Source organism: Chitinophaga rhizophila (assembly GCF_019492185.1).
Lineage (GTDB): Bacteria > Bacteroidota > Bacteroidia > Chitinophagales > Chitinophagaceae > Chitinophaga > Chitinophaga rhizophila.
This window is the reverse complement of the sequence record NZ_JAICCF010000001.1, coordinates 903,716-925,889: the sequence shown is the minus strand read 5'-3', so window position 1 is coordinate 925,889 and position 22,174 is coordinate 903,716. Positions and strand designations below refer to the sequence as shown.

23 protein-coding genes and 1 riboswitch are annotated in these 22,174 nt (G+C 44.2%); of the genes, 12 read left to right on the top strand and 11 right to left on the bottom strand.

All coding sequences use genetic code 11. The features are described 5' to 3' along the window. Positions 1 to 159: 159 nt before the first annotated feature. Together K1Y79_RS03320 and K1Y79_RS03315 are read left to right on the top strand one after the other, a co-directional pair. Positions 160 to 1,278, top strand: a complete 1,119-nt coding sequence (locus tag K1Y79_RS03320) for a Gfo/Idh/MocA family protein (protein ID WP_220248574.1) — start codon at positions 160 to 162, stop codon at positions 1,276 to 1,278. Positions 1,279 to 1,384: 106 nt separating this feature from the next. Further along, a complete protein-coding gene (locus K1Y79_RS03315) occupies positions 1,385 to 1,684 on the top strand; it encodes a hypothetical protein (RefSeq protein ID WP_220248573.1) in 300 nt (99 codons plus the stop codon). A 90-nt stretch (positions 1,685 to 1,774) separates the two neighbouring features. Here K1Y79_RS03315 and K1Y79_RS03310 read toward each other — a convergent pair whose 3' ends face one another. The 8 genes from K1Y79_RS03310 to pdxR all read right to left on the bottom strand — a co-directional run bounded on the left by K1Y79_RS03310 (position 1,775) and on the right by pdxR (position 11,093). Then, the gene (locus K1Y79_RS03310; RefSeq protein WP_220248572.1) at positions 1,775 to 2,536 is read right to left on the bottom strand and encodes a LytR/AlgR family response regulator transcription factor; all 762 of its coding nucleotides are present in this window, start codon (positions 2,534 to 2,536) and stop codon (positions 1,775 to 1,777) included. Continuing rightward, positions 2,517 to 3,539: a sensor histidine kinase gene (locus K1Y79_RS03305; protein WP_220248571.1), complete on the bottom strand. Its 1,023-nt coding sequence runs from the start codon at positions 3,537 to 3,539 to the stop codon at positions 2,517 to 2,519. Before K1Y79_RS03305 ends, K1Y79_RS03310 begins: the two co-directional genes overlap by 20 nt. 93 nt (positions 3,540 to 3,632) lie before the next feature. Beyond that, positions 3,633 to 4,793: a DUF3095 domain-containing protein gene (locus tag K1Y79_RS03300; RefSeq protein WP_220248570.1), complete on the bottom strand. Its 1,161-nt coding sequence runs from the start codon at positions 4,791 to 4,793 to the stop codon at positions 3,633 to 3,635. Between the two features lie 32 nt (positions 4,794 to 4,825). Further along, a complete protein-coding gene (locus K1Y79_RS03295) occupies positions 4,826 to 5,536 on the bottom strand; it encodes a hypothetical protein (RefSeq protein ID WP_220248569.1) in 711 nt (236 codons plus the stop codon). 342 nt (positions 5,537 to 5,878) lie between these two features. Continuing rightward, positions 5,879 to 7,045: a PKD-like domain-containing protein gene (locus K1Y79_RS03290; protein WP_220248568.1), complete on the bottom strand. Its 1,167-nt coding sequence runs from the start codon at positions 7,043 to 7,045 to the stop codon at positions 5,879 to 5,881. 88 nt (positions 7,046 to 7,133) lie between these two features. After that, positions 7,134 to 8,243 (bottom strand): DUF5074 domain-containing protein, encoded by a 1,110-nt coding sequence (locus tag K1Y79_RS03285; RefSeq protein WP_220248567.1) that lies wholly within the window; start codon positions 8,241 to 8,243, stop codon positions 7,134 to 7,136. A gap of 194 nt (positions 8,244 to 8,437) precedes the next feature. Then, positions 8,438 to 8,629, bottom strand: a riboswitch (cobalamin riboswitch). Between the two features lie 173 nt (positions 8,630 to 8,802). Next, positions 8,803 to 9,561: a hypothetical protein gene (locus K1Y79_RS03280; protein WP_220248566.1), complete on the bottom strand. Its 759-nt coding sequence runs from the start codon at positions 9,559 to 9,561 to the stop codon at positions 8,803 to 8,805. A gap of 110 nt (positions 9,562 to 9,671) precedes the next feature. Further along, positions 9,672 to 11,093, bottom strand: a complete 1,422-nt coding sequence (gene pdxR / locus K1Y79_RS03275; protein ID WP_220248565.1) for a MocR-like pyridoxine biosynthesis transcription factor PdxR — start codon at positions 11,091 to 11,093, stop codon at positions 9,672 to 9,674. 102 nt (positions 11,094 to 11,195) lie between these two features. Between pdxR and K1Y79_RS03270 the strand changes: the two genes are divergently transcribed. The 5 genes from K1Y79_RS03270 (at position 11,196) to msrB (ending at position 14,494) form a co-directional block, all read left to right on the top strand. Further along, entirely contained in the window at positions 11,196 to 11,696 is a 501-nt protein-coding gene (locus K1Y79_RS03270; RefSeq protein WP_220248564.1) for a cupin domain-containing protein, read from the top strand. Positions 11,697 to 11,723: 27 nt separating this feature from the next. Further along, entirely contained in the window at positions 11,724 to 12,611 is an 888-nt protein-coding gene (locus tag K1Y79_RS03265; protein ID WP_220248563.1) for a dihydrodipicolinate synthase family protein, read from the top strand. A 1-nt stretch (position 12,612) separates the two neighbouring features. Beyond that, positions 12,613 to 12,843: a thioredoxin domain-containing protein gene (locus tag K1Y79_RS03260; RefSeq protein ID WP_220248562.1), complete on the top strand. Its 231-nt coding sequence runs from the start codon at positions 12,613 to 12,615 to the stop codon at positions 12,841 to 12,843. Positions 12,844 to 13,278: 435 nt separating this feature from the next. Continuing rightward, complete coding sequence (gene msrA / locus K1Y79_RS03255; protein ID WP_236059470.1) at positions 13,279 to 13,956, top strand: peptide-methionine (S)-S-oxide reductase MsrA; 678 nt, start codon at positions 13,279 to 13,281, stop codon at positions 13,954 to 13,956. Between the two features lie 22 nt (positions 13,957 to 13,978). Beyond that, positions 13,979 to 14,494, top strand: coding sequence for a peptide-methionine (R)-S-oxide reductase MsrB (gene msrB / locus K1Y79_RS03250; protein WP_220248560.1), 516 nt, complete (start codon positions 13,979 to 13,981; stop codon positions 14,492 to 14,494). Positions 14,495 to 14,623: 129 nt separating this feature from the next. On the opposite strand, the gene K1Y79_RS03245 is transcribed toward msrB, so the two are convergent. Further along, positions 14,624 to 15,571 carry a hypothetical protein gene (locus K1Y79_RS03245; RefSeq protein ID WP_220248559.1) on the bottom strand — a complete coding sequence of 316 codons (948 nt, stop codon included), beginning with the start codon at positions 15,569 to 15,571 and terminating at the stop codon, positions 14,624 to 14,626. Positions 15,572 to 16,002: 431 nt separating this feature from the next. Further along, positions 16,003 to 16,518, bottom strand: a complete 516-nt coding sequence (locus tag K1Y79_RS03240; RefSeq protein WP_220248558.1) for a GNAT family N-acetyltransferase — start codon at positions 16,516 to 16,518, stop codon at positions 16,003 to 16,005. A 261-nt stretch (positions 16,519 to 16,779) separates the two neighbouring features. Between K1Y79_RS03240 and K1Y79_RS03235 the strand changes: the two genes are divergently transcribed. The 5 genes from K1Y79_RS03235 to K1Y79_RS03215 all read left to right on the top strand — a co-directional run bounded on the left by K1Y79_RS03235 (position 16,780) and on the right by K1Y79_RS03215 (position 21,658). Then, positions 16,780 to 17,511 carry a hypothetical protein gene (locus K1Y79_RS03235; RefSeq protein ID WP_220248557.1) on the top strand — a complete coding sequence of 244 codons (732 nt, stop codon included), beginning with the start codon at positions 16,780 to 16,782 and terminating at the stop codon, positions 17,509 to 17,511. A 95-nt stretch (positions 17,512 to 17,606) separates the two neighbouring features. Continuing rightward, positions 17,607 to 18,446: a helix-turn-helix domain-containing protein gene (locus tag K1Y79_RS03230; protein ID WP_220248556.1), complete on the top strand. Its 840-nt coding sequence runs from the start codon at positions 17,607 to 17,609 to the stop codon at positions 18,444 to 18,446. A 216-nt stretch (positions 18,447 to 18,662) separates the two neighbouring features. Next, positions 18,663 to 19,454 (top strand): SDR family oxidoreductase, encoded by a 792-nt coding sequence (locus K1Y79_RS03225; RefSeq protein ID WP_220248555.1) that lies wholly within the window; start codon positions 18,663 to 18,665, stop codon positions 19,452 to 19,454. Between the two features lie 252 nt (positions 19,455 to 19,706). Next, positions 19,707 to 20,087 carry a response regulator gene (locus tag K1Y79_RS03220; RefSeq protein WP_220248554.1) on the top strand — a complete coding sequence of 127 codons (381 nt, stop codon included), beginning with the start codon at positions 19,707 to 19,709 and terminating at the stop codon, positions 20,085 to 20,087. Between the two features lie 77 nt (positions 20,088 to 20,164). Next, positions 20,165 to 21,658, top strand: a complete 1,494-nt coding sequence (locus K1Y79_RS03215; protein WP_220248553.1) for an acyl-CoA dehydrogenase family protein — start codon at positions 20,165 to 20,167, stop codon at positions 21,656 to 21,658. 40 nt (positions 21,659 to 21,698) lie between these two features. Here the strand turns inward: K1Y79_RS03215 and K1Y79_RS03210 are convergent, their stop codons facing one another. Further along, entirely contained in the window at positions 21,699 to 21,965 is a 267-nt protein-coding gene (locus K1Y79_RS03210) for a hypothetical protein (RefSeq protein WP_220248552.1), read from the bottom strand. Between the last annotated feature and the right edge of the window lie 209 nt (positions 21,966 to 22,174).

Sequence of the window (22,174 nt, the reverse complement as noted above, 5' to 3'; positions counted from 1 at the left end):
CAGGTGTAGTGTCCGGTTTTGATATAGTGACTGTCCGTTTTTAGCAGTTAGTTCAGGTATAAAAATTGTGAGAAGAGAGTTTTGTATGAAAGGGTTGCAGAACCCTGAATTTCTCAATATCTTACTTGGACACATCTCTTATAAAACCCAGCCCTTGTTATGAAGAATACAAGAAGACATTTTTTACATAAGCTTACAGCTTCCGCCATTGCATTGACTGTTATTCCCCGCCTCGGAGTGGCCGGCGTACCTGATCTGACTGAAGTGCCCTATGATGGGCCGGTATTGCGGGTAGCAATTATGGGATTGGGGGGATATGGCTCCCGGGTGGCAGAATCTATGCTGGCCTGTAAAAAGGCAAAACTGACAGGTGTGATCAGCGGTACGCCGTCCAAAATCAAGACCTGGCAGGAAAAGTATGGTATTCCGGAGAAGAACTGCTACAACTATGACAACTTTGATAAGATCAAAGACAATCCGGACATAGACGCTGTATACGTTATCACACCTAATGCCTTACACCATGATCAGGTGATCAGGGTCGCCAAAGCGGGTAAACATGTCATCTGTGAAAAGCCGATGGCCCTGAATGCAAAGGAAGGTCAGGAGATGATCGATGCCTGCCGGAAGGCGAATGTAAAGCTGCTGGTAGGCTACCGCATGCACTTTGAGCCACACACGCTGGAAGTGATCAGGATGCGTAACGCCGGCGAATTTGGAAAAGTACTCTTCTTCCAGGGGCTCTGCGGCTTCAAAATAGGAGATCCTACACAATGGCGTTTAAGCAAAGAACTGGCCGGTGGCGGTTCCCTTATGGATATCGGTATATATGCCCTTAATGGCGCAAGATATATGGTAGGGGAGGAACCTATATGGGTAACTGCTCAGGAAACCAAGACCGATACCCAGAAATTCAAGCCAGGCGTTGATGAGACCATCCAGTTCCAGTTAGGTTTCCCTAGCGGCGCTGTAGCCTCCTGCCTGTCTACCTATAGTATGAATAACCTGGACAAGTTCTTCCTCAACGGGGATAAAGGATTTGCTGAAATGCAGCCATCGACTGGCTATGGACCCATTAAAGGCCGTACGCACAAAGGTGAACTGAATCAGCCCATTGTGGTACATCAGACCCTGCAAATGGAGGAAATGTCTGATATTATTCTGAAAGGTAAAAAGCCGGTAGTCGATGTCAGCGGGGAAGAAGGCTTACGCGACCTTAAAATTATGGATGCTATCTACCTGGCAGTCAAAACAGGTAAGAAAGTAGATCTCAAATAACTGATAAGAGCAGCCTGCACAGTCAGGCTGCTCTTATTCTTATAAAAGTTGGGCTGGTATGTCATAATATGGCCAGGATTCGTTATATTGTATGTAAATCTCGCCTATGGAATCAGCAACCATCCCCAATAAAGGAATCAACTGGGCATATATCTTCTCTCCCTGTATGATTCTGATCATTGTAACCAGCATCACTTTTATTATACATGCCTTTGGTGAACAGCAGGGTATCACAGAGTTACTGTTACTCGCATTATGCCTGCCCATACTGATGACGGCTGTAGTAGTGGATATCCTGTTGAAAGTCGCCTTCAGTGAAGCCGCTAACAAAGGAAAGATGCTCTGGATTATTCAGCCGGCAGTAATCATCACCATTCTGCTCAGCATTCTCCTGGCTGACATCTAATCACGCATGCTCCCTATACATTTGCCTATTCTCTTTCTCATGATATCATTTAACCAGGATTCCTGAACGTCGGGAACAGCCAGTATCCTGCTACCTGTTCTCTAACCAGGTCAGGAAGATCTGCACCTTCTCCTTATTGATTAACAGCTTATCTGGTGTCGGAATAGTCAGATTGACCAGTAACTTCCGCGCAAAATAGTGTTCCACCTCTTTGATGGCCGCAAAGTTGACCAGGTACTGCCTGTTCACCCGGAAAAACTGCTCCGGCGACAGCAGGTTATAGATCTGATCAAGGGATTGATTGATACTGTATTCCTGCTGGTCAAAACTTCTGATCAGCGTCGCTTCATTCCTGATATAGAAATAAGCGATCGTGTCTGTGGCAATGTTCAGATACTTGTTATTCTTGAATACCAGGAAGTTCTTTTTGCCTGTCGGCGCAGCTACCCTCGCGAGCAGATCGCTCAACTGCGGCAAGGCATTCTGCTGGAAGAAATTCTTTAACTCATCCACTTTATTAAAGGCGGCTATAATATCTTCCTTTGAAAAAGGTTTCAGTACATAATCCACCCCATTCGCTTTGAAGGCCTCCAGTGTGTATTCGTCAAAGGCTGTACAGAAAACTACCGGACAGGCTATTTTCACTGCTTTAAAGATATTGAAGCATAACCCGTCAGATAGCTGTATGTCCATAAATATGAGGTCCGGAGGCGGCTGTTCTGATAAATAGGCAACACTGCTCTTTATGCTTTGTAGCTGCGATACAATACGGGCCTCTGGTCTGATCTTACTTATCAGTGCAGCCAGCGAAGCAGCCGCTTTAAGTTCGTCTTCAATTATCAGAATATTCATGGATCACTGGTAATTTTACTTTAAAGGTAGTGGCAGTTTCTTCAATCACAATTGCTTTATCCAACAGGTGATGATACCTTTCATTAATATTGTTCAAGCCAACATGCATAGAGGCTTCAGCCTCCATTTTGGGTTGCAGGTCATTCTCCACCACAATAAACTCCTGCTCTGCATACAGCCGGATCTGCAAAGGATACTCCAGTGACACTACATTATGCTTGATACAGTTTTCAATCAGCAACTGTAAAGTGAAAGGTGGAATCATCGATTGATGATAACCGGATGGTATCTCGTTATGCATATCAATACCATCTTCAAACCTGGCCTTCAGCAGGAACATATAGGCCGTTACAATGTCCAGTTCTTCCGACAGTTGGATCAGATCCAGCTTGCGGCTCTCAAGTGTGAACCGGTAAAACTCAGACAGCTTCAGTACAAATTCCACCGACTGCTTATCATTCACTTCTATCATTGTTTTCAAAGTATTCAGACTGTTGAAAAGGAAGTGTGGATTGATCTGCTGCTTTAATAGTTCATACTGTGCACCCAGAGTATCAGATTTTGAACGTTCCAGTTCTATACGCACCTGCTGATTGTGGTAGTTCTGATATAACAAATGCAGGAACATGTAGAACATCAGGTTGATAAGTATACCCCTGACTTCTACCATCAGCATCACCGGACCGAAACTGAGTGTTGAGATCAGTAACTGCTGACCGAAAGCCAGTAATAACATAACTCCCATCCCGAATACAAGGCTGCTAAATAACCGGGTAACGGAGATGCCTTTATAGATATCTCTTTTGGAATACCTGGGCAGCGTATAGATGTTGTAATACCATACGAGCAGGGAAAATATAGCAGTGATGGCAGAGTTAACCACTGCTTCCCTCGTATTGAAGTGATGCTCCGCTATCTTGGGTACGGAGGCCAGTACTCCCAGAAATATGGAACTGAGCCAGATGATAAGCGGCGATACTTTAAATGAACGTTGATTAGTCACTGTAAATAATTGGCTGAAACAATACCGTTGTGCTCCTTCAAAGATATAGCTTCTTCTTTCCCGGGGATAATCGCAAAAGGGCAACCGGTCAGATTAAGCCGAGAGGTGGACAAATTTGAGCTTCAACACACCGGCGGCCTTGGTATATCCTCCTTCTGCGCCATCTACAAAATGGATGTGTTCATCCTTGTAGTCTCTAACATAGCAGGACATCACCGATTCTTTGCTGGCATAGAAAGCATAGAGTATACGCCCGGCATTTTCAAGTATATTGAGTTGCGTCACCAGTTCCTGCCGCTGGGCTTCTGTGCCGGCAATGACCGTATTAATCTTACCATCTATAACCAGCGTATCCGACATTTCAACCAACCGGCTCAGGTAAGTTCGCCCGGATTTAGTGCGGAAATACAAACGCCCTAGCAGGTTAGTCAGCCAGGTCTTCATCTGCTCTACGAATTTCTTTCTGCCAAACCTTGCTCTAAGTTCCAGCCCCAGTTTTGTAAAGGTGCTTTTCAACCGGAGTTGTGGGATGGAGATCGGCTGCCTTTTCTCAGGTAGTCCGTAGATGGTGTCTATATGTGTGATGACCTCCCTGAATACGGCGGATTGTGTTTCTTCTGCGGTTGATACCACGATCAGCGACACTACCTCATAATGGCTTTCCGGTGGTTTGATTTTGTCCCACCGGCATTGCATCCCAGTAAGATCCACTTCATTATCCGGCAGGAAATCTCCGGGCAGCAGGTAGTCTTCTCCTTTGATCTGTTTTTCGGCATAGTTAAGACCATTGCCTAATATAACCGGGATATGGAAGTTACCGCTGCTATTAAACTTTGTAATCCGCAGGGTGTGTCCGGCGGCATAGATATCCCTGACTGCAACTGTTCCTATCCGGAGATCTATATCAAAGCTCTCCTGTGTATTCTTTTTATACAACAGGAGCGCTTTGATAGCGGTATCCTTGATGGAAGCCGGTACGATAAAGGTCGCTCCGTCACCTCCGAAGAAAAATGGAACAGTAATATTGGCCCTGAAACTGATATTAAGTACCGCTACAATGCTGCCAGTAGCCACCAGGTTAACGGTTTCGTGCAGTCCGCTTTGTACAACGGCTGTCGATCCTCTGATATCAGTAATGATCACATGCCAGTCTTCAGGTACATGGTAAAACAAATGGGCTTCCGTTAACAGCTCACTCAGCGGAATACGATTTACCGGTAACCTGGAATAAAACTGATCATTGTTGAGTGACATAAACTGTATCTGAGCCTTTTTTGCTGAGAGAGTTAAAGATGTAATCTAAATTCCATAACCATTGCAGGGCCTGTTTTTCTGTCCTTGATCTGTGTATCAGGTACTTTTTCCCCACTATCAGTATATACGTTGGTAGTCTGCTGTATGGATGATACCAGGAATTGTGCACCAAAACTAGCTTTACCAGGTATTACTTCAAAAAAGGGGCCTATGCCTGCCAGTTCGCAGAAGGCATGTCCTTTGATCCTGGCATACTGTTCTTCAGCGCCGGCAGGAGAAACCATGGATTTAATATTCATAGGTCCCCATGTTGCTCCTACAATGGGCTGTAGAAAGAATGATTTTGATAGTGGAATGATGTACTGCACGATCGGACCAACCAGCATACTAAATCCCCTGTTGTACACACCGGCGCTTTTCTTATCCGCTATGTTCAGTCCTGCGGTAATACTCAGGCCAACAGACAGTTTATCAATCACATGATAACCACCCTTGCCGGAAAGTGTAGCTGCTGTACCTATATATTGGCCCATAGGCGCTACGGAGCCGCTTATACCAAGTCCGCCGCCTATCCACCAGGAGCCTTTGTTGATCTTCAGTGTATAAGGCTTATGCCTTTTCATGCTTTGTGATGGATCTATCTCTTGTGCAGCGCAGACCTGTACGGCGCTGAGCCAGCATACGGCTGTCATAAATAAGGTGAAGAGCCTGCTGGCAGGAGTTAAGCTGTAAGTGTTTTTCATCGGAAACTATTGGAGATTGATTAAAGATTCTGGAACAATGAACTTAATAAGTGGGATTTGCTCGATTTGCCATTAACGATTAAAGCTTAAAGGTTAATAATTACAACTTCAGCATCTGGAGGACAATGCTTCTCTGAATTGGTCTGATTTGGTTGAATCATTGGATACTGGTAGACAAATGTAATAACTTCTTTTAAATGTTGGCAAATTAACGCATACGCGAAATGCATCATAGATCCGGATATCCGGAGACCGGCAGACTATATGTTACAACAACAGATAGCAATAGCTGTTCCTTCGGGGAACGGCTGTTGCTATCTGTAATAAGTTGCTGGGAATGGGTTATTTCAGGTTGAGATCTACCAGGCCTGTTACCTCAGTAGATACTTCTCCCAGCCAGCCGGCTTCTGCGCGCATTCCCGTATGTACGCGGATAAAGTCTATTCCCGGCAGATGTACTGTCTTACCTGATTTGTCCACCGCCCAACTAATCCTGATCGCTGCATTTTCAGCATCGTCTTTTACATTGTCGGTATAGCCCCAGGCAAACGGCAGACTCACAAACATGCTGCCTTCTCCGGATATATCTCCCACATGTTTGTTGGTCAGACAGGTACCGGCAAACGAAATACTGTCACCTTTCCATTGTGGATAATACGACCCCGCATGGAACACATTTTTCGATACATACCCGGATTTACCCTGGTTATCTTTCCATCGGAGGTAGGTAGTATCGCTCAGGTACATACCGTCGGGCATAGGCGTTTTACCTTCGTCAGGCTTATAGTAGGTGATTTGATAATCATGTATCGTTTCAGGACTATTGTATTCCGCGCCTGCTATTTCATACCATTCGTCATCAGGCAGACCATTGCCGTTAACATCTGCAGATACCATTACTATACCTGGTTCTGACCAGTTATCAAAGGCATTACCCTTTACCAGGAAGCTGTAATCATCCGGCTTATTAATGATCGTATGACCGAGTCCCAGTACAACGTATCCACCGAAGCCTCCCAGCGAGATCATCCCCCTGTTATTCAGGGATTCCTGCGCTTTCGCAATTACCTGGGCGGCCGTATTACCTTGTTCCCATGCAGGCATACTGTTGATGAACTGTCCGGGAGCGGGGGAGTAGTCAAACACGGTAAGTATGCTGTTCTCATAGCTTTTTTCTGCCACGGTAACAACTACTTGCTGCTTTGTGGTACCTGCATTATTACTTGCTGAAAATTCAAGGTTGTAGGTGCCTCCTTCGGCAAATACATAGAGCAGATTTTTGTCAACACTGACGGTATCATTGTTAAGCGTCCACAGGAAGCGCGTAGTTGCAGAGTCGCCGGTAACCACAGGCTGTACTCTTAGCCATTGGCGGCTATCGACTTTAAAGCCCCCATCAGGAAACGTAATGGTGATCTGAGGCGCTGATGGCTGTTGGTTTTCCTCGTCTTTTGAACAACTGCTGATGCCAATTATAATCGCTAGTGCAGCCGGTAAAACTTTTCGCATGGTTTTCATTTTGGTTGTAATGGTATATTAAATTCACTCCTTCCGTCACCTGACTGTTGACGGAAGGAGTGAATACTATTGAGCTGTTTTATGGTTGGAATACTGGCATTGCCGGGAAATACCAGCCGTTGAATACTTTTGAATTGATCAAAGCACCGGTAGTAGCGTTGTAACGCAGTACTGTATTTACGCTGCCGGAATACGGACCGTTGATCGTTGTTACGACCAATGTATTGTTATGCTTATCATAGGCAGCGCCCGCTCCGTAGAAGTATTGACCGGTAGGCAGTGTAATAAAAGGCGTTGCCAGTGAAGCCGTATTACCAATTACGTAACGGTACAAAGTTGTGCCGCCCATAAATCCGTTATTGCGCACAATAAAGATGGTGCTATCTGTTGTGGAAGAAGTGATAGCGCTATGACGCCATGCACCCCAGGGAGATGATATAGTGAATGGCAGCTTTACAGCACTACGTGCCAGTGTTGTTGGATTGATACGCAGCAGGGAGTCTGATTTAGCTGCGTATACTGCGCCGTCTTTCCCCTGTGCGAAGCAGAGATTAGCCACGCCGAAGTTTCGCGCCACTGTCAGCGTTGCTGCATTATAAGCTACGATTCCTTCTGTTTGAGCGTGTACAAATATGTAATTGCCAACTTTGATCATATCGCCGGAGTAGCTGTTGATACCTGGCAATTTTGTACCGGCTACCAATCCTGGCAATGTAATAGGATATACGCCTCCACCGGTAGTCAATAAACCTTTCGTACTGTCCAGTCCGAGGAAGGCATGGCCGTCGTTGTCGGGCGTCGTGGTAAGTCTGGCTGTTTCTACCAGCGTGCCGGCGTCTGTTACTACCAGCGGACCGCCAGCTTTTACTACGATATAGAGCTTGTTCCTGAATACTGTGGCAAATTGCAGTGTATTGGTAGATCCGCCTAATGTCTTGCCCGGGTTCTCTGCTGCATAGACATTCAGCCGCAGGGTGTCTGCGCTGTAATCATAGAAGTGCAGATCACCGGATCCATGTCCGTACCAGCCTTCATTGGCAATAAAGAAGCCATTGGCATATTTGCCGGTAATAGCAGCTGGGTTAGCACCTATAGTAGTAGGCGTCAGCGATTCGTTGTCGTCCTTTTTACATGCATGCAAGAAGGTCAGTGCTGCTACGAGCACAGGGAAGTAATGTTTGATTTTCATATAAAAGGTTGAGTGGTTAAGCACTTTCAAACCTTTCATTCAAGCAGCTGATGAAGTGAGTAATGCATATACAGGCACGCCTGCCTCTTGCGAACAATAGCACAGCAATGAGACATTACAACGATCACATCATACGTACAACAAGCTTATGGAAGCATGTAGGACACACTCTTCGCCTTTCACCCGAAAGCGCTTGAATGAAATTGCAGCAGGCAGGTCTTCTGACTCCCTGATTTTTCGGTGGCCTTCCCATCCTGTCGGACAGTGGCTTGGAGAGAACCGAAACTTCGCTCAGGTTACAGCTACGGGGATAGTTCCGGATTTACACCGGATTCCCTTTTAATACCCGGCTTACAGCACAGGTAACCAATTGCAGGAACGAACTTACGTCAAATTTATGTAACACCCAACTTCATCAGAAGCGCCGGTGCTGCAACAGTGCGGTAGCTTGCAGTAAAACAGACTAAAAAGGGGGTGACTTTCTCAAGGGGGTTAAAATAACCAGGGCATTCCATATAATGAAATGCCCTGATGTTGTATAATAGTGGGTTAGTAAGTCTTATTCTATAATAGTAGCTGGTTGTGACAACAACGTTTTACCATCTTTATAAATTTTTAATACGGCAGGTGTTTGGTTATCCACACCCAGTAAAGTGAAATCACACTCATAAAGGTAACCATCATTTTTGAATTGATAGCGATGATTACCCCCTGTTCCTTCATGCAATACTTTCCCGTTTTCAATTACCAGGTCTGGTACATCGCCTTTACTGCTTTGTATCTTCCAGGAGCTATACCGGTAATTGTCCTTTCCCATATCATCAATCCTGATCCTGAACTTAGCTGTCTCCAGTACGTACACCGGTCGTTGATAATTCCTGACTGCCTTGTTCAGCTCTTTTCTATCCTCAGCAATCAATGCTTCTCTCTTTCTTTTTTCAATGGTAGACTCATAATTTACTGCAACAAGTTTACCATCTCCGTTTAACCATACTTTTCCCTGATCAAGCATCATGCCGCGCCATCCCATATCCTTCCAGTCTTTGTCGGGTTGCGACTCAATGATCAACTTTGTCAATGCTGCATCGAATATATCATTATACCGTTCCAGAAATTCCTGTTTGGTTTTTACCGGCGGAATCGGAGCATCCCGCCTGAGTGGGAATACCACCTTCTCAGCAAGCGCTGTCTTATTCTGCTTTTTTACATTGTTGATGAAATCGGCAATCACCTGCTGATTGTTATCAGTAGTTGCCTGTCCCCGGGCATTGATAAAGTGAGTGGCCAGTAATAAAATGGCTATTAATGTTTTTTTCATAGTTAGCTTACTGGAGGTTAGCACAAATGGATAAGCTGATTTTCTATCTGCAAGGTAAATCATTCCTGCATTTCATCGCTGATTCTTGTTGAATGAATGTGTCATTTTTATCAGATATATGCTGCCAGCGCTGCAATACCTTCTTCCAGCTGTACTTCACTCAGTGCGCCATAACTTAACCGCATGCCATTTACCGGTGTATCTATGCTGTAGTTATCAGGTGTAATAATGCGGATACCTTTGGCGGATAGCTTTTCCTGTATCACCTGCCAATTAACCGGTGAAAGAGGGGTAATCCAGAACGCCAGTCCACCTTCAGGCAGATGATATGTTACCTTGCCAGCCAGGTGTTTGTCCAGTAATGTTGCTGTAAAATCTCTTTTGGCTTTGTAAAGGCTGGTCGCTTTTCTGATGTGCCTTTTGATAGTACCATCTTTAATAAGCTGCAATACCGCTTGTTCCATGATAGCGTCGCCCTGTACATCAATGATCCTGCGCAACGCGCCTACCTGTCTGATCAGATCCACATTATTACTGACAAGATATCCTATGCGGAGGGCGGGAGCCACCACTTTACTCATCGTTCCGATATAGACATACTGGTTTAATTCGCTGAAGCTGGATAATGGCATAACGGGCCGGTAACCAAAACAGAACTCGTTATCATAATCGTCTTCTATAATCGTGAAGCCATATTCATTCGCAAGTTTGATCAGCGCCAGGCGGCGTTGCAGACTTAGTGTAACTGTTGTGGGATATTGGCGGTGCGGAGTCGTATAGATGGCTTTGATTTTCCTGCGGGATCTGAGGTGACGGATGACTTCTTCTATGATCATACCATCGCTATCGACTGATACTGGTAATAGCCGCGCGCCAGCGCTTTCTGCTGCTTTCCAGGCAGGTTTGTATCCCGGATTCTCCACCAGCACATAATCCCCTTTCTCTATCAGGCACTGAAATGCCAGGTACATAGCCATCTGACTGCCCCTGGTAATACAAATGCCGTCTTCTGTAATACTAATGCCGCGTTGGTGATTCAGCATGTGCATGATGGCTTTCCTGAATGCGGCATCTCCATATTCATCTCCATAGCCCATCATCTGCCACCTGGCTTTGCGGTTGAATATCTGCCGGTATGCCCTTGCGAGTTCTGTAACTGGCGCAATCTTGCTGTCGGGATGCCCGTCATCAAACTGTATATGATAACGGTTGCCTGTAGCCTCAGCAACTGTGATTGCTACCGGTACAGCTGGTTGCTTGCCGGAAAAAGCAGGTAAGGTTGCTGAAACAAAAATACCCTTCCGCTCGCGCGATACTACCCACTCTTCGTTGATCAACACCTGGAGTGCCTCTATCACCGTATTCCTGTTCACATTCAGTAACGCGGCCAGATTTCTGCTGCCCGGCAACGCATCCCCGGCTTTTAGTCTGCCGGAATGAATGTCTTTGATAATAGCATCTGCTATCTGAAGGTATATCGCTTTATCTGACTGATTGTCTAGCTGGATTTCCAGTTTCCAAGGTCTTAACATCTGGACTATCTGTTTTTGTAAAAACTGTATCAGTTTACTGGTCCAAAGGTAAACTACTTTTGTCATGCAATCCTGATACGATCACCAAAAAAACTAAAAAATATGTCTGATACAACAACAACGGTGTCAACCACCCCATCTGAGAAGGACCAGCAGAAACAATTCAGTTCCAAAGACTTTCATGAAACATTTGCCAGGCCGAAATTCGTCAAACCTTCACACCTGATACATAAGAATGTAGAACGTGCAGGCGAGCACAATCAGTTTTCTACAGAGCGTAAACACCCTGTATTTTTCGTAGATCTGCCCAGTAAGAATGTTAGTATGACAATCGGCGGACTACTACCAGGCCAGCTCACAAACCGCCACCGGCATACTTATGAAACAGTACTCTATGTTATTGAAGGCAAAGGCTGGACAGAGATAGAAGGAGAGCGTGTGGAATGGCAGGCTGGGGATGCTGTTTATATCCCTTCCTGGGCATGGCACCGGCATCAGAATGTAAGTGATACGCTGCCAGCAAAATACATTGCCTGCGAAAATGCACCACAACTGCAGAACCTTGGCGTAGCACTACGTGAAGAAGAAGGAAGAGATTTATAATAACTGCTTAAAGATTAGCTGAACAGCATGACAACTACAATATTAAAAGGCGTGATCGCCTATGCTATTACACCGTTTGACCGTAATGAGCAGCTAGACGTTCCTTTATTCAGGAAGCTGGTTGAGCGGCTGGTAACCTCCGGCGCTCATGCCATTGCGCCACTTGGCAGTACTGGGGTATTACCTTATCTGACTGACGAAGAAAAGGAAGCTGTTACAGAAGCCACTCTGCAACAGGTAGCAGGAAGAGTACCAACCCTGGTAGGTGTATCTAACCTGACTACAGAGCGGACTATCTATCATGCGAAGTTTGCGGAGAAAGCTGGCGCATCTGCAGTGATGATCATCCCAATGAGTTACTGGAAGCTGACGGATGATGAGATAGTGGCCCACTACGATGCGGTTGCCAGCCGTATCAATATACCGATCATGGCATATAATAATCCGGCAACAGGTGGTGTGGATATGTCAGCCAGTCTGCTAAAGCGCCTGCTTGAAATACCTAACGTCACGATGATTAAAGAGAGCACAGGTGATGTACAGCGGATGCATTACCTCCGTCGGGAGCTGGGAGAGGAAGTAGCCTTCTACAATGGTTCTAATCCGTTAGCACTGGCTGCTTTTGCCGCAGGCGCTACTGGCTGGTGTACTGCAGCTCCCAACCTGATCCCCACATTGAACACTGCCCTGTTTGAGGCGGTCACGGATGGTAATTACAGCAATGCCAGAAGCCTGTTCTATCAGCAGGTGGATCTCTTGAAGTTCATCGTGGCTACCGGTCTTCCCCGGGCTATTAAAGCAGGTCTTGAATTATTGGGGCAGGAAGCCGGAGAACTTAGAAGCCCTCTGAAGCCGCTTACAGCCAATGAGCGCAAAGTATTACAGGATATTCTTTCAACAATCAAAAATCAATAAAATGGGAAAAGCAATTTTTTATCACGCTGGTTGTCCGGTATGTGTAAGTGCAGAACAGGATATTTTACAATTTATTCCGGCTGACCAGGTAGAAGTTATTCATCTTGGAACTGATAAGGAAAAGGTGAAAGATGCAGATGCAGCAGGTGTGAAGTCAGTACCGGCGCTGGTACTTGCAAATGGTAATGTGTTGCACATCAACTTTGGTGCAGGAATAGATGACCTGAAGTAAGTTCATCTGCATTATCATGAAAAAGAGGCACTTCACCTGATGGGAAGTGCCTCTTTGATTGTTGTCAGTATTGTTATTTCCGGCGGACAATTAGAAGTTGATCAATGTTGAATCCGCAGCCCAGTTCTGGTTTACCTTGATCTGGTAATCCGGCCCTGACGGATAGGTAAAATTCCTGCACCATAAACCTCATGATAAACCATATGAGACTGGATATACTGTCAGCAAGGAAGGCAATTCTGTCAGGAATAGCAGCTTAAGCCAGGCTATTTCTCAGTTTGAATGATTTTTGCAGATAATTATTATGTTTTAGTTAAAGTTATAAGCGTGTTAAAATCCGGTTTTCGACACATCCCCACTGACGATCCGGCGTCGTTTTACGTATATAGTATTAGGGGTTTCACAATAAAAGATGAAATAAATATGAGGCGAAACATGATAAAATGGTCAGGCGTATACCTGATCCTACTATTTATCTTACCATTCTGGGCATGTGCGCAATCACATCCGGATATTAGTAAGAGTAACACATTTAAAGAAATGGAGAAAGCTGCCGCTAAGGCAGAGACTGGCAAAAAGCAGGATACTGCTACATTTGCCGCGGGCTGTTTCTGGTGTGTAGAAGAACAGTTTAAACAGCTGCAGGGCGTTATTAGCGTCACGTCAGGCTATACCGGCGGTACTGTTCCGTATCCGACATATAAACTTGTATGTACTGGTACGACAGGTCATGCAGAGGCCTGTAATATTATTTATGATCCTTCTAAAATTTCCTATGATGAGTTGTTAGCAGCCTTTTTTATAGCCCATAATCCTACCACGCTGAACAGGCAGGGGAATGATGAAGGCACTCAGTACCGGTCTGCTATATACTACCACAACGAAACACAGCATAAGCTGGCTGACTACTATATTAAGAGGCTGGATCAGGAAAAGGCTTACAGCGATCCGATCGTTACAGAAGTTGCGCCTTACGGCAAGTTCTACAATGCTGAGGATTATCACCAGAACTACTATGAAAATAATGCGTCCGTGCCTTATTGTCAGTTTGTGGTAAAGCCCAAACGCGACAAATTCCGGGAGGTATTTAAAGGTAAACTGAAACAGGAATGATGTTTGTTTAAATCATACGAAAATGAAAGCAGGTTTTGTTATAGCATTTTTTGCCCTGTTGCTTACAGCATGTCAGGGAAATGCACAAAAGAAGAAAGATATGAACAGGGAAAACAATCCATACTACTCACGTACAGACACAACTCATATAAACGTCAGTAACGCTGAATGGAAGAAGATACTGCCATCTGACCTTTATAATGTAGCCAGGGAACAGGGTACAGAACGAGCCTTCACAGGTAAATACTGGGATGCTGATGTTAAGGGTACATATTATTGCGCTGTTTGTGGCAATAAACTGTTTCGCTCGGATGCAAAGTTTGCCAGCAGCTGCGGATGGCCAAGTTTCTTTGAGCCGGAAAGGGAAAACAGTGTTATTTATAAAGATGATAATTCCTACGGTATGCACCGTGTTGAAGTAGAATGTGCCAGGTGTAATTCTCATCTGGGACACATCTTTGACGACGGACCAGCACCAACTTATAAGCGCTTTTGTATGAACTCCGTTTCATTGGATTTTGAACCGGGATTGAAGTAAGATTGAACTGTGTTAATTTTCCGGTAGGAATAATGATGACTACTTATGCAAACGGCTTACTGCCAAATAAACAGAAAAGACAGGCCATCGTCCTGTCTTTTCTGTTTATTTGCATGGGATAATACCTGCTTAAAATGGTATTTCAGGAAACTGATTCCATGTCGTGTCCAGCGAAATGGCGAAGCCGGTACCGCCGCCTAATGGTGCATATATGTTTCCGGACATCAGCGTTCTGTAACCACGGGAATATGGTACATAACGCATATCTTTTCTTTTGCGCTCACCGGTAACTTTATCAGAGTAAATGATTGTTACAGTCACTTCGCTGTAAGGATTCAACAAGTGTGTAGAAAAATTAGTGCGGCTATTCCGTTTCAGCAGCTTTCCAGGATCCAGGAACGGCTCGTCAAATGAATTGTAATACACACTCGTGCTACGGAATGCAGGAGAAGCATATACTTGCACACTGGTATCGCCGGGCCAGCCTGGCGCAGGCGCATCCAGTATATTCACTTCAACCTTACCCATGATACGGTTAGGCCACAATGGAATAGTCTGCGTCTGACCATAGCCGGTCACAGTAAAGCTGTTATTTCCAACAAATATGTCTGGATCTGATGCCTGCTCATCAGGCGAAGATGACTCAGGAATACGCAATCTCAGACCGTAAAAATAGGTCGTATCCAGTATCTGCACTGGTCCTGTAGATGCAATAAGGGAGATCATGTAGCGGTTAGCTGGAAGTGTATCCACCAGTGTACCAAAATCAGTAGCGGTATCCGCTGCGTTCTGATAGACCATCTTTACATACTGCCCCATATCTGTATAAAGCAGGAAGTAGAGGTGAGAAACTTTTCCAGCCAGTGCAGTGTCTCTGAGACCATTGGTAGTACCGCCGTTTCGGCCTCCGGGATCGGGCAGTTGTTCCAGCTTGTGTAGGAAGCCGGTAACGCTGAAGTTCACCGGAAATTTCTCACCACTGTTAGCGGGTGGATTAGGCGCAGATGGCACTGTGTCTTTTTTACAGGCGAACAGGGATACGGACAGTACTGCGACTGCCAATAGCAACTTTCTCATGGATGCATTTGTTTTTGAGGTGAAAGAGATTTAATAAACATGATGGATTGCCTGCGCTGTGTTTTTACAGGCAATAAAGTATAGGAGCAGCGTTTATCACTGCCGGGAATAGTTATGTTATATGTTGATAGAAATAGCTACAGATAAGACCAGGGCATTAGTATGCACTGTCATGGATAAAGAATCATGTCTTCATATTAAAGCTGATTAAACTGATAATGAATTGGTAAACCGGGCCAAACAATCACGATTTCAGGTAAAGGGCTACATCTAAAGTAGTTAATGGTTAACGAATGCGAACTTAGTAAAGTTTTAACATAAAATGATCAATGCCGGGAAAATTATTTTTATTTTTTACAAACTTCTCAAGTGAAAGATTAAAGAAAGCCGCAGGAGTTATCCCTCCGGCTTTTTGTGCTGCAATTGCCTTTTTAGGATGGCTTTGACAGTACCTTCTCATATGCTCTTCTCGCTGAACCTCTGAAGTACACTTCTCCGCAATACTGATAACCCAACTTCTCAAAGATGCGCATCATTGCCGGATTATCAAAGTTGGTATCAACCTTTACGCTAAACACATTATTTTCTATAGCATATGCTTCCACTGCCTCCATCATTTTTCCGGATAAACCTTTGCCCACATGCTGCTCTGACACTGCTACCCGGTGAACAACTACGAAATCTCCATTCGTCAGCCATTTTCCTTCAATATCTGCATAAGTTGGTTCGTCGTTTATCAAAACTGCGGCATAGCCAACAATCGTATCACCGTCTGTTAACACAAAACCGACTCCTGTTTCTACATCATTCCTGACCACTTCAGGATTCGGATATCCGTCCTGCCATTGTTTGCTGCCATCTGCTTTTCTGCGTGAGATTGCCTGTTGCAGAATTTCCCATATACGGGCCTCATCTGCCGCTACTGCTTTTCTGAATGCGTATGCCATTTGCTTAGTCTGTTTAGTTATAATACAACACTTAATGATACACCATTGACGTGTTGTCGTCGTTGGCTACCATGATCAATTCACCGAAATAAATAGCAAAGGTACATAGTTGGGCGTAAAAAGCAGCCTTTGTGCAGACGGAGTATTCCGTCCTTTCAGACTTCAAAAGGCAGTTTGAAGTATTAGTTTGGTAAAATGCCTACATTGGCAAATATTAGTTTATGTTTGAATAAATCAGATATCCGGAATAAGAGATAAAAAATGAACAAAGTGAGTCAACAGCAGGTAACCCTCTTAAGGCAGCGAGTCCCTATAGGACTTTCGGACGGTTTGCGGTTGCTGAAACAGACAGATAATGATATTGATCTTGCTGAGCAAATATTCAAGGAAGAAATGCTCAAAATGGTGGTAAATAAGACCGGCATCGAGCCGGATATTGCATTAATGCACTTGCATCAGCAGCGCTATCATGTGGATGCTGCCTTGCAGGCAATCAATGAGGAGCGCTTCTCATTGACAGAACGTATTTATAGGCGTCACGGTAATAAAGAATTTGCTTTAGAGCGCATCGTTGATACTGTTAGAAAAGCATATCATATAGATCTTAATAAACATTTGGAATTAAAGGATGTGCATAACGTGCCGCGTGAAGTATGCTGCCTGCTTGTGGTAATGGATTGGTTATGTTATACGGACTACGAGGGCTTCGATATAGGGTTAACTTTTGAGCTGACGACCATTACTACACATGTAGAAGAAGTGTTAGCACTTCCAGCACTGGCTCAGGTGCTTGAACGTGCGGCAGATATACGGACTTCTATTTTTAATGACTATGATGCGGAGATTGCGATTGAGAACTACATTACAGCAGCAAATGCATTAGCTAAAGATGTTAGCTTTCAGGAATGTGAAAGTACGTTTCTGTCTCAAAGAGTGCTCCTGATAGAACGTCTGTATGACCTGGTAGGCAATAACATCAGCAAGTTTCCATAATCTGTATTAACAGGAGATGTTGATCCGGTAATGTCTGTGCGGCAGTCACCAATTTCCGTGTAATTATTTACCTTCGGCTTCCCAACCAGCAGTCAATGAAAAATTCCAGCGATATTCCTTTGCATACATTGCCGGAACTGCCGTTTCTGGCTTCAGACCAGCGTACCGCATTCGGTGAGCATTGGTCCAGTCACCGGATCGATTTTTATGCGGTTATCTGGTTCACTGAAGATGCGGATGTTCATTTTATAGATTTTGAACCTTACCCGGTCAGGAAACATACTATTTATCTGCTAGGTCAGCATCAGGTACATGCTATTCCTGCCGAAGTCCGTCCTAAAGCGAATATCATTGTCTTTTCTGCTGCCTTCTTTCATCGCATAGAAGAACCGTTCCTCCGGCAATTATTTCTTCCTTTTGACAATAGGGGTATTATCGTGCCGCCTGATATGTGTGTACCCCTGACCCATCTTTTCAATCTTATCGTACTTGAAAATAACGGTGTGTCAGATCTTACTTTGCTGCTGAAATATACTACGGCTTTCCTGTGGCATCTATACCGGTTTGCTAGCCATCAACTTTCTTACACAGCCGGAGAAGACAGCCGCATCAGCAAGTTGTATGCGCTGCTGCAGACGCATTTTACAGAAGAACGTTCTGCCGGATTTTATGCGCAGCAACTGGGACTTACGACAAAACGCATCAATGAAATTCTGCGCGGGAAAACAGGGATGACCATCAGTCAGTTGTTATACCAGCTTTTACTGATTGAAGCCAAACGTGCATTGTTTCATGGAGAAATGTCTGTAAAAGAAATTGCGTATCAGCTGGGCTTCGCCGATCAGTCCTATTTTGCCAGGTTCTTTAAAAAACATACTGGTATCACTCCGGAACAGTTCAGAGAAAAAGAAAGTCCGCGTTTACAGACACTGTAATACGCTCAGATGTTCAGATTGTGCTAATGGTCGTGCAGATTGTGCTGTGTTTCCGGTGCTTTTTTAGGGAACTTAGACTATCACCGGGCAGATTATCTGGTACTACAATTTTCCGAATCAGACAATGTGGATCGGTCGATCGCTAGGGGGATGAAATCACGTGGCGCATCCTCTGCACAGGTCAGGTATTATTTCACACATTAAAAACTTATATAGATGGGACGTTTAAAAGATAGAGTAATTGTAATCACAGGAGCAGCAATGGGTCTTGGTTATGCAGCAGCATTGGAATCAGCGAAGAACGGCGCAATATTATCCCTCGTAGACTATAATGGTGAATCTCTGGAAAAGGCAAAAAGCGACATCTTGCAGCAATATCCGGATACCAGGATACTGACAGTAGTAGCGGATGTTTCTGATGAAGTAGCAGTGAAGAAGTATGTAGATGAAACTGTAAGGGAATTTGGTACCATTCATGGTTTTTACAATAATGCAGGTATCGAAGGAAGGCAGGCATCGATGGTAGAGTATGACCTGGATGTATTTAAAAAGGTAGTAGATATTAACCTGATGGGCGTCTATTATGGTATGAGATATATCATTCCCATCATGCAGCAGCAGTCTTATGGTAGAATTGTGAATGTAGCTTCCGTGGGAGGTATCAGAGGCGTAATGAATCAGACACCCTATGTGGCAACGAAACATGCGGTATCAGGAATTACTAAAAATGCTGCATTGGAATATGGTCGTTTTGGTATTCAGACCAATGCTATCGCTCCGGGTGCAATACTTACCCCGATGGTAGCTGAAGCTTTCCGACAGGTGAATCCGTCAGATCCGAAAGCAGCAGAAGCGGAGTATGCAGCTGCCAATCCAACCAAACGACTTGGTTTACCAGAGGAAGTAGGTAAGCTGGTTGTTTTCCTGCTCAGTGAAGATTGTTCATATGTAAACGGGCAGACTATCGCTATTGACGGTGGCCAGTCTAACAGCTATGGCAACGTCTGAATAGTTGCAACGAATCATTTCCTTTTTCCAATTGCAGTGTTCGATGAAAATACAAATGCCGGGGAGTTACTTCTCCGGCATTTGTATTTTCATCGAACACTGCTATAAATTTATTGTGTTAATTACTAGAAATATGAGTAGGATTATCTAATTTTAAATTGATAACTCAATGCCGACTACCTCATTCGGTAGGCAGAATGTGAATGCCTGTAGCAATTTATTACCATTAAGAGAATAACTGTTAAACTCACTATGCAGAAGATAATCGTACTTGATGATGATGACAGCATACTGGAGGCTGTATCTTTAGTATTAAAGCGGAGATCTATGGAAGTGCTTGCGTTGAAAGATGCTGCACATATTGAACAGCATTTGCAGAGTGAAAAGCCGGGCCTGCTGTTGATGGATATTTTCCTCGGCCGGTATGATGGACGGGGAGTATGTCGCAAACTAAAGAACAATCCATTATTTAAGCAATTACCCATTGTGCTGTTTACTGCACAGACTTATACGCCTGAGTCTGTTGAAGAAAGCGGTGCGGACGCCATTTTAAATAAACCCTTTTCGATTAATGCACTAGCCAGTATTATTGAAAAATTGATCATGAAAACTTCAAATATCCATACACGATAGCTATCGCCCCGGCTTGCTTTGTTTTTAAAATGGTAACTTTGACGCAATACGGCGTTAATTTAAAGCAGGGAATTTTTATGGGGGATACAAGTCTACATAGTTTCATAGCAGATTTTGAGCAGAAACTCAGGAAGATATTTTATGAGTCAAACGATATCAATCAACTGAGTCTGCAACGTGGACTGCCCGATAATATCTGGAAAGATATTATGGACATGGTGCCATTATCTGTAGGTATACCGGCTGAGTATGGTGGACGAGGTTGTATTGTTAAAGAATGTCTTTCCTTGCTATCGGCTGCCTCATACGAATCATTGCCGCTATCTCTGACTTTCGGTATTAATATCGCACTGTTTCTTGAACCGCTGGCCAAATACGGAAATGAAGCAGTAAAGAAACAGGTATTTGATAGCTTCCTTCATCAGCAAAGTATGGGCGGATTAATGATCACAGAGCCTGATTTCGGTAGTGACGCCCTCAATATGACCACCGCCTACCAGGAATATGATGACTCATTTGCCATAAAGGGTATGAAGCACTGGCAGGGGCTAACAGGCCAGGCTAATTTTTGGCTCATCGCCGCCAGGCAGGACATTGGAAAAGGGAATCTATCACGAGATATAGACTTTTTCCTGGCTGACAACAGTCGTCCGGAACAGAATATTGTTGTGGAATCCTACTTCAGCAATTTAGGTCTGTATATGATTCCGTATGGACTTAACCGCATAGACATATCCGTACCTAAGTCACACCAGCTGATCAAGAAGACGACGGGTATCAAGATGATGCTCGATATACTGCACCGCAGCAGGATGCAGTTTCCCGGTATGGGCATGGGCTTTATCAGGCGTATGCTGGACGAGGCACTGGAGCATTGTAAAAACAGGATGGTAGGGGCCAGTAACCTCTTTTCCATGGATTCCATCAAGTTCCAGTTGTCCCGTATACAAACAGCTTTTACTATCTGCTCAGCCATGTGTTATAAAAGCAGTAATATCAGCAGTATTGCAAATAATCTAGCTGCAGAAGGCCTGGAAGCAAATAGTATGAAGGCGCTGGTGACAGATCTGATGCATGAATCAGCGCAGTTATGTTTGCAGCTGTCAGGCGCAAACGGATATAAGATCAGTCATATTGCGGGGCGTGGAATTGTTGATAGCCGGCCATTCCAGATCTTTGAAGGGTCTAATGAAATGTTATACACACAGATTGCAGAAGCAGTGATCAAGGAAATGAAGCGTATGCAGATCAGGAATCTATATACCTTCCTGTCGGCATACCAGACCACTAAACGCGCTTCTCCTCATTTTAAAGAACAGCTGGATTTTAACGTTACAGAAACGCTTACGCAAAGGAAACTGGTAGATCTGGGTAAGATTATCAGCAGACTGATTTGTACGGGATACACATTGGAACTTGAAGACGTAGGTTATCGCTCAGATCTAGTACAGAGCTGTATCGGGAATATGAAAGTAGATATTGCTCATCTCATCTCTAATTTATATATAGAGAATGTAGCTACGCCGGTAGATGATTATAGGGAAGATAGTAACTGGGCAGCATTTATCTAAGTTGCTGGCAGCGCATAAGTATGCTGGTGTGGTATAACTACTACACCAGCGTAAAATGAACGGTCTCATCATGAAGCCTGTGCAGCATGATCTCATCACCATTCATCTCAATGCGGAACAGACTTTCATTGGCTATCTCCTGCAAAGCTTGCAGATAGAAAATGCCATCCAACATATGAATAACAAAAGGAACATTAGCGCGCCTATCTACAAAAAGAGAGCTATTCAGAAATCTGAATTTATGTTGCCCCGATTTTTCGTAATAAGATTTGCTATAAAGTATTGTGTATATCTCGTTTACAGTCATATTTTATATTTGGGTGATAAGGTTGCCTGGGAAAATAAGTATCACATCCTCAATTACAATAAGCACTTAGGGTAGACAAGAAATTATTGTGTCTGTTGATCAACTGTTTCCAAATAATGATTGAGATGATGTGGGCGGTAAAAAGAAGGCTAAATAAAGAAAACTTGCTTACTAGTGCCAATGGACTCAAACATCTTTGCTTAAAGGTA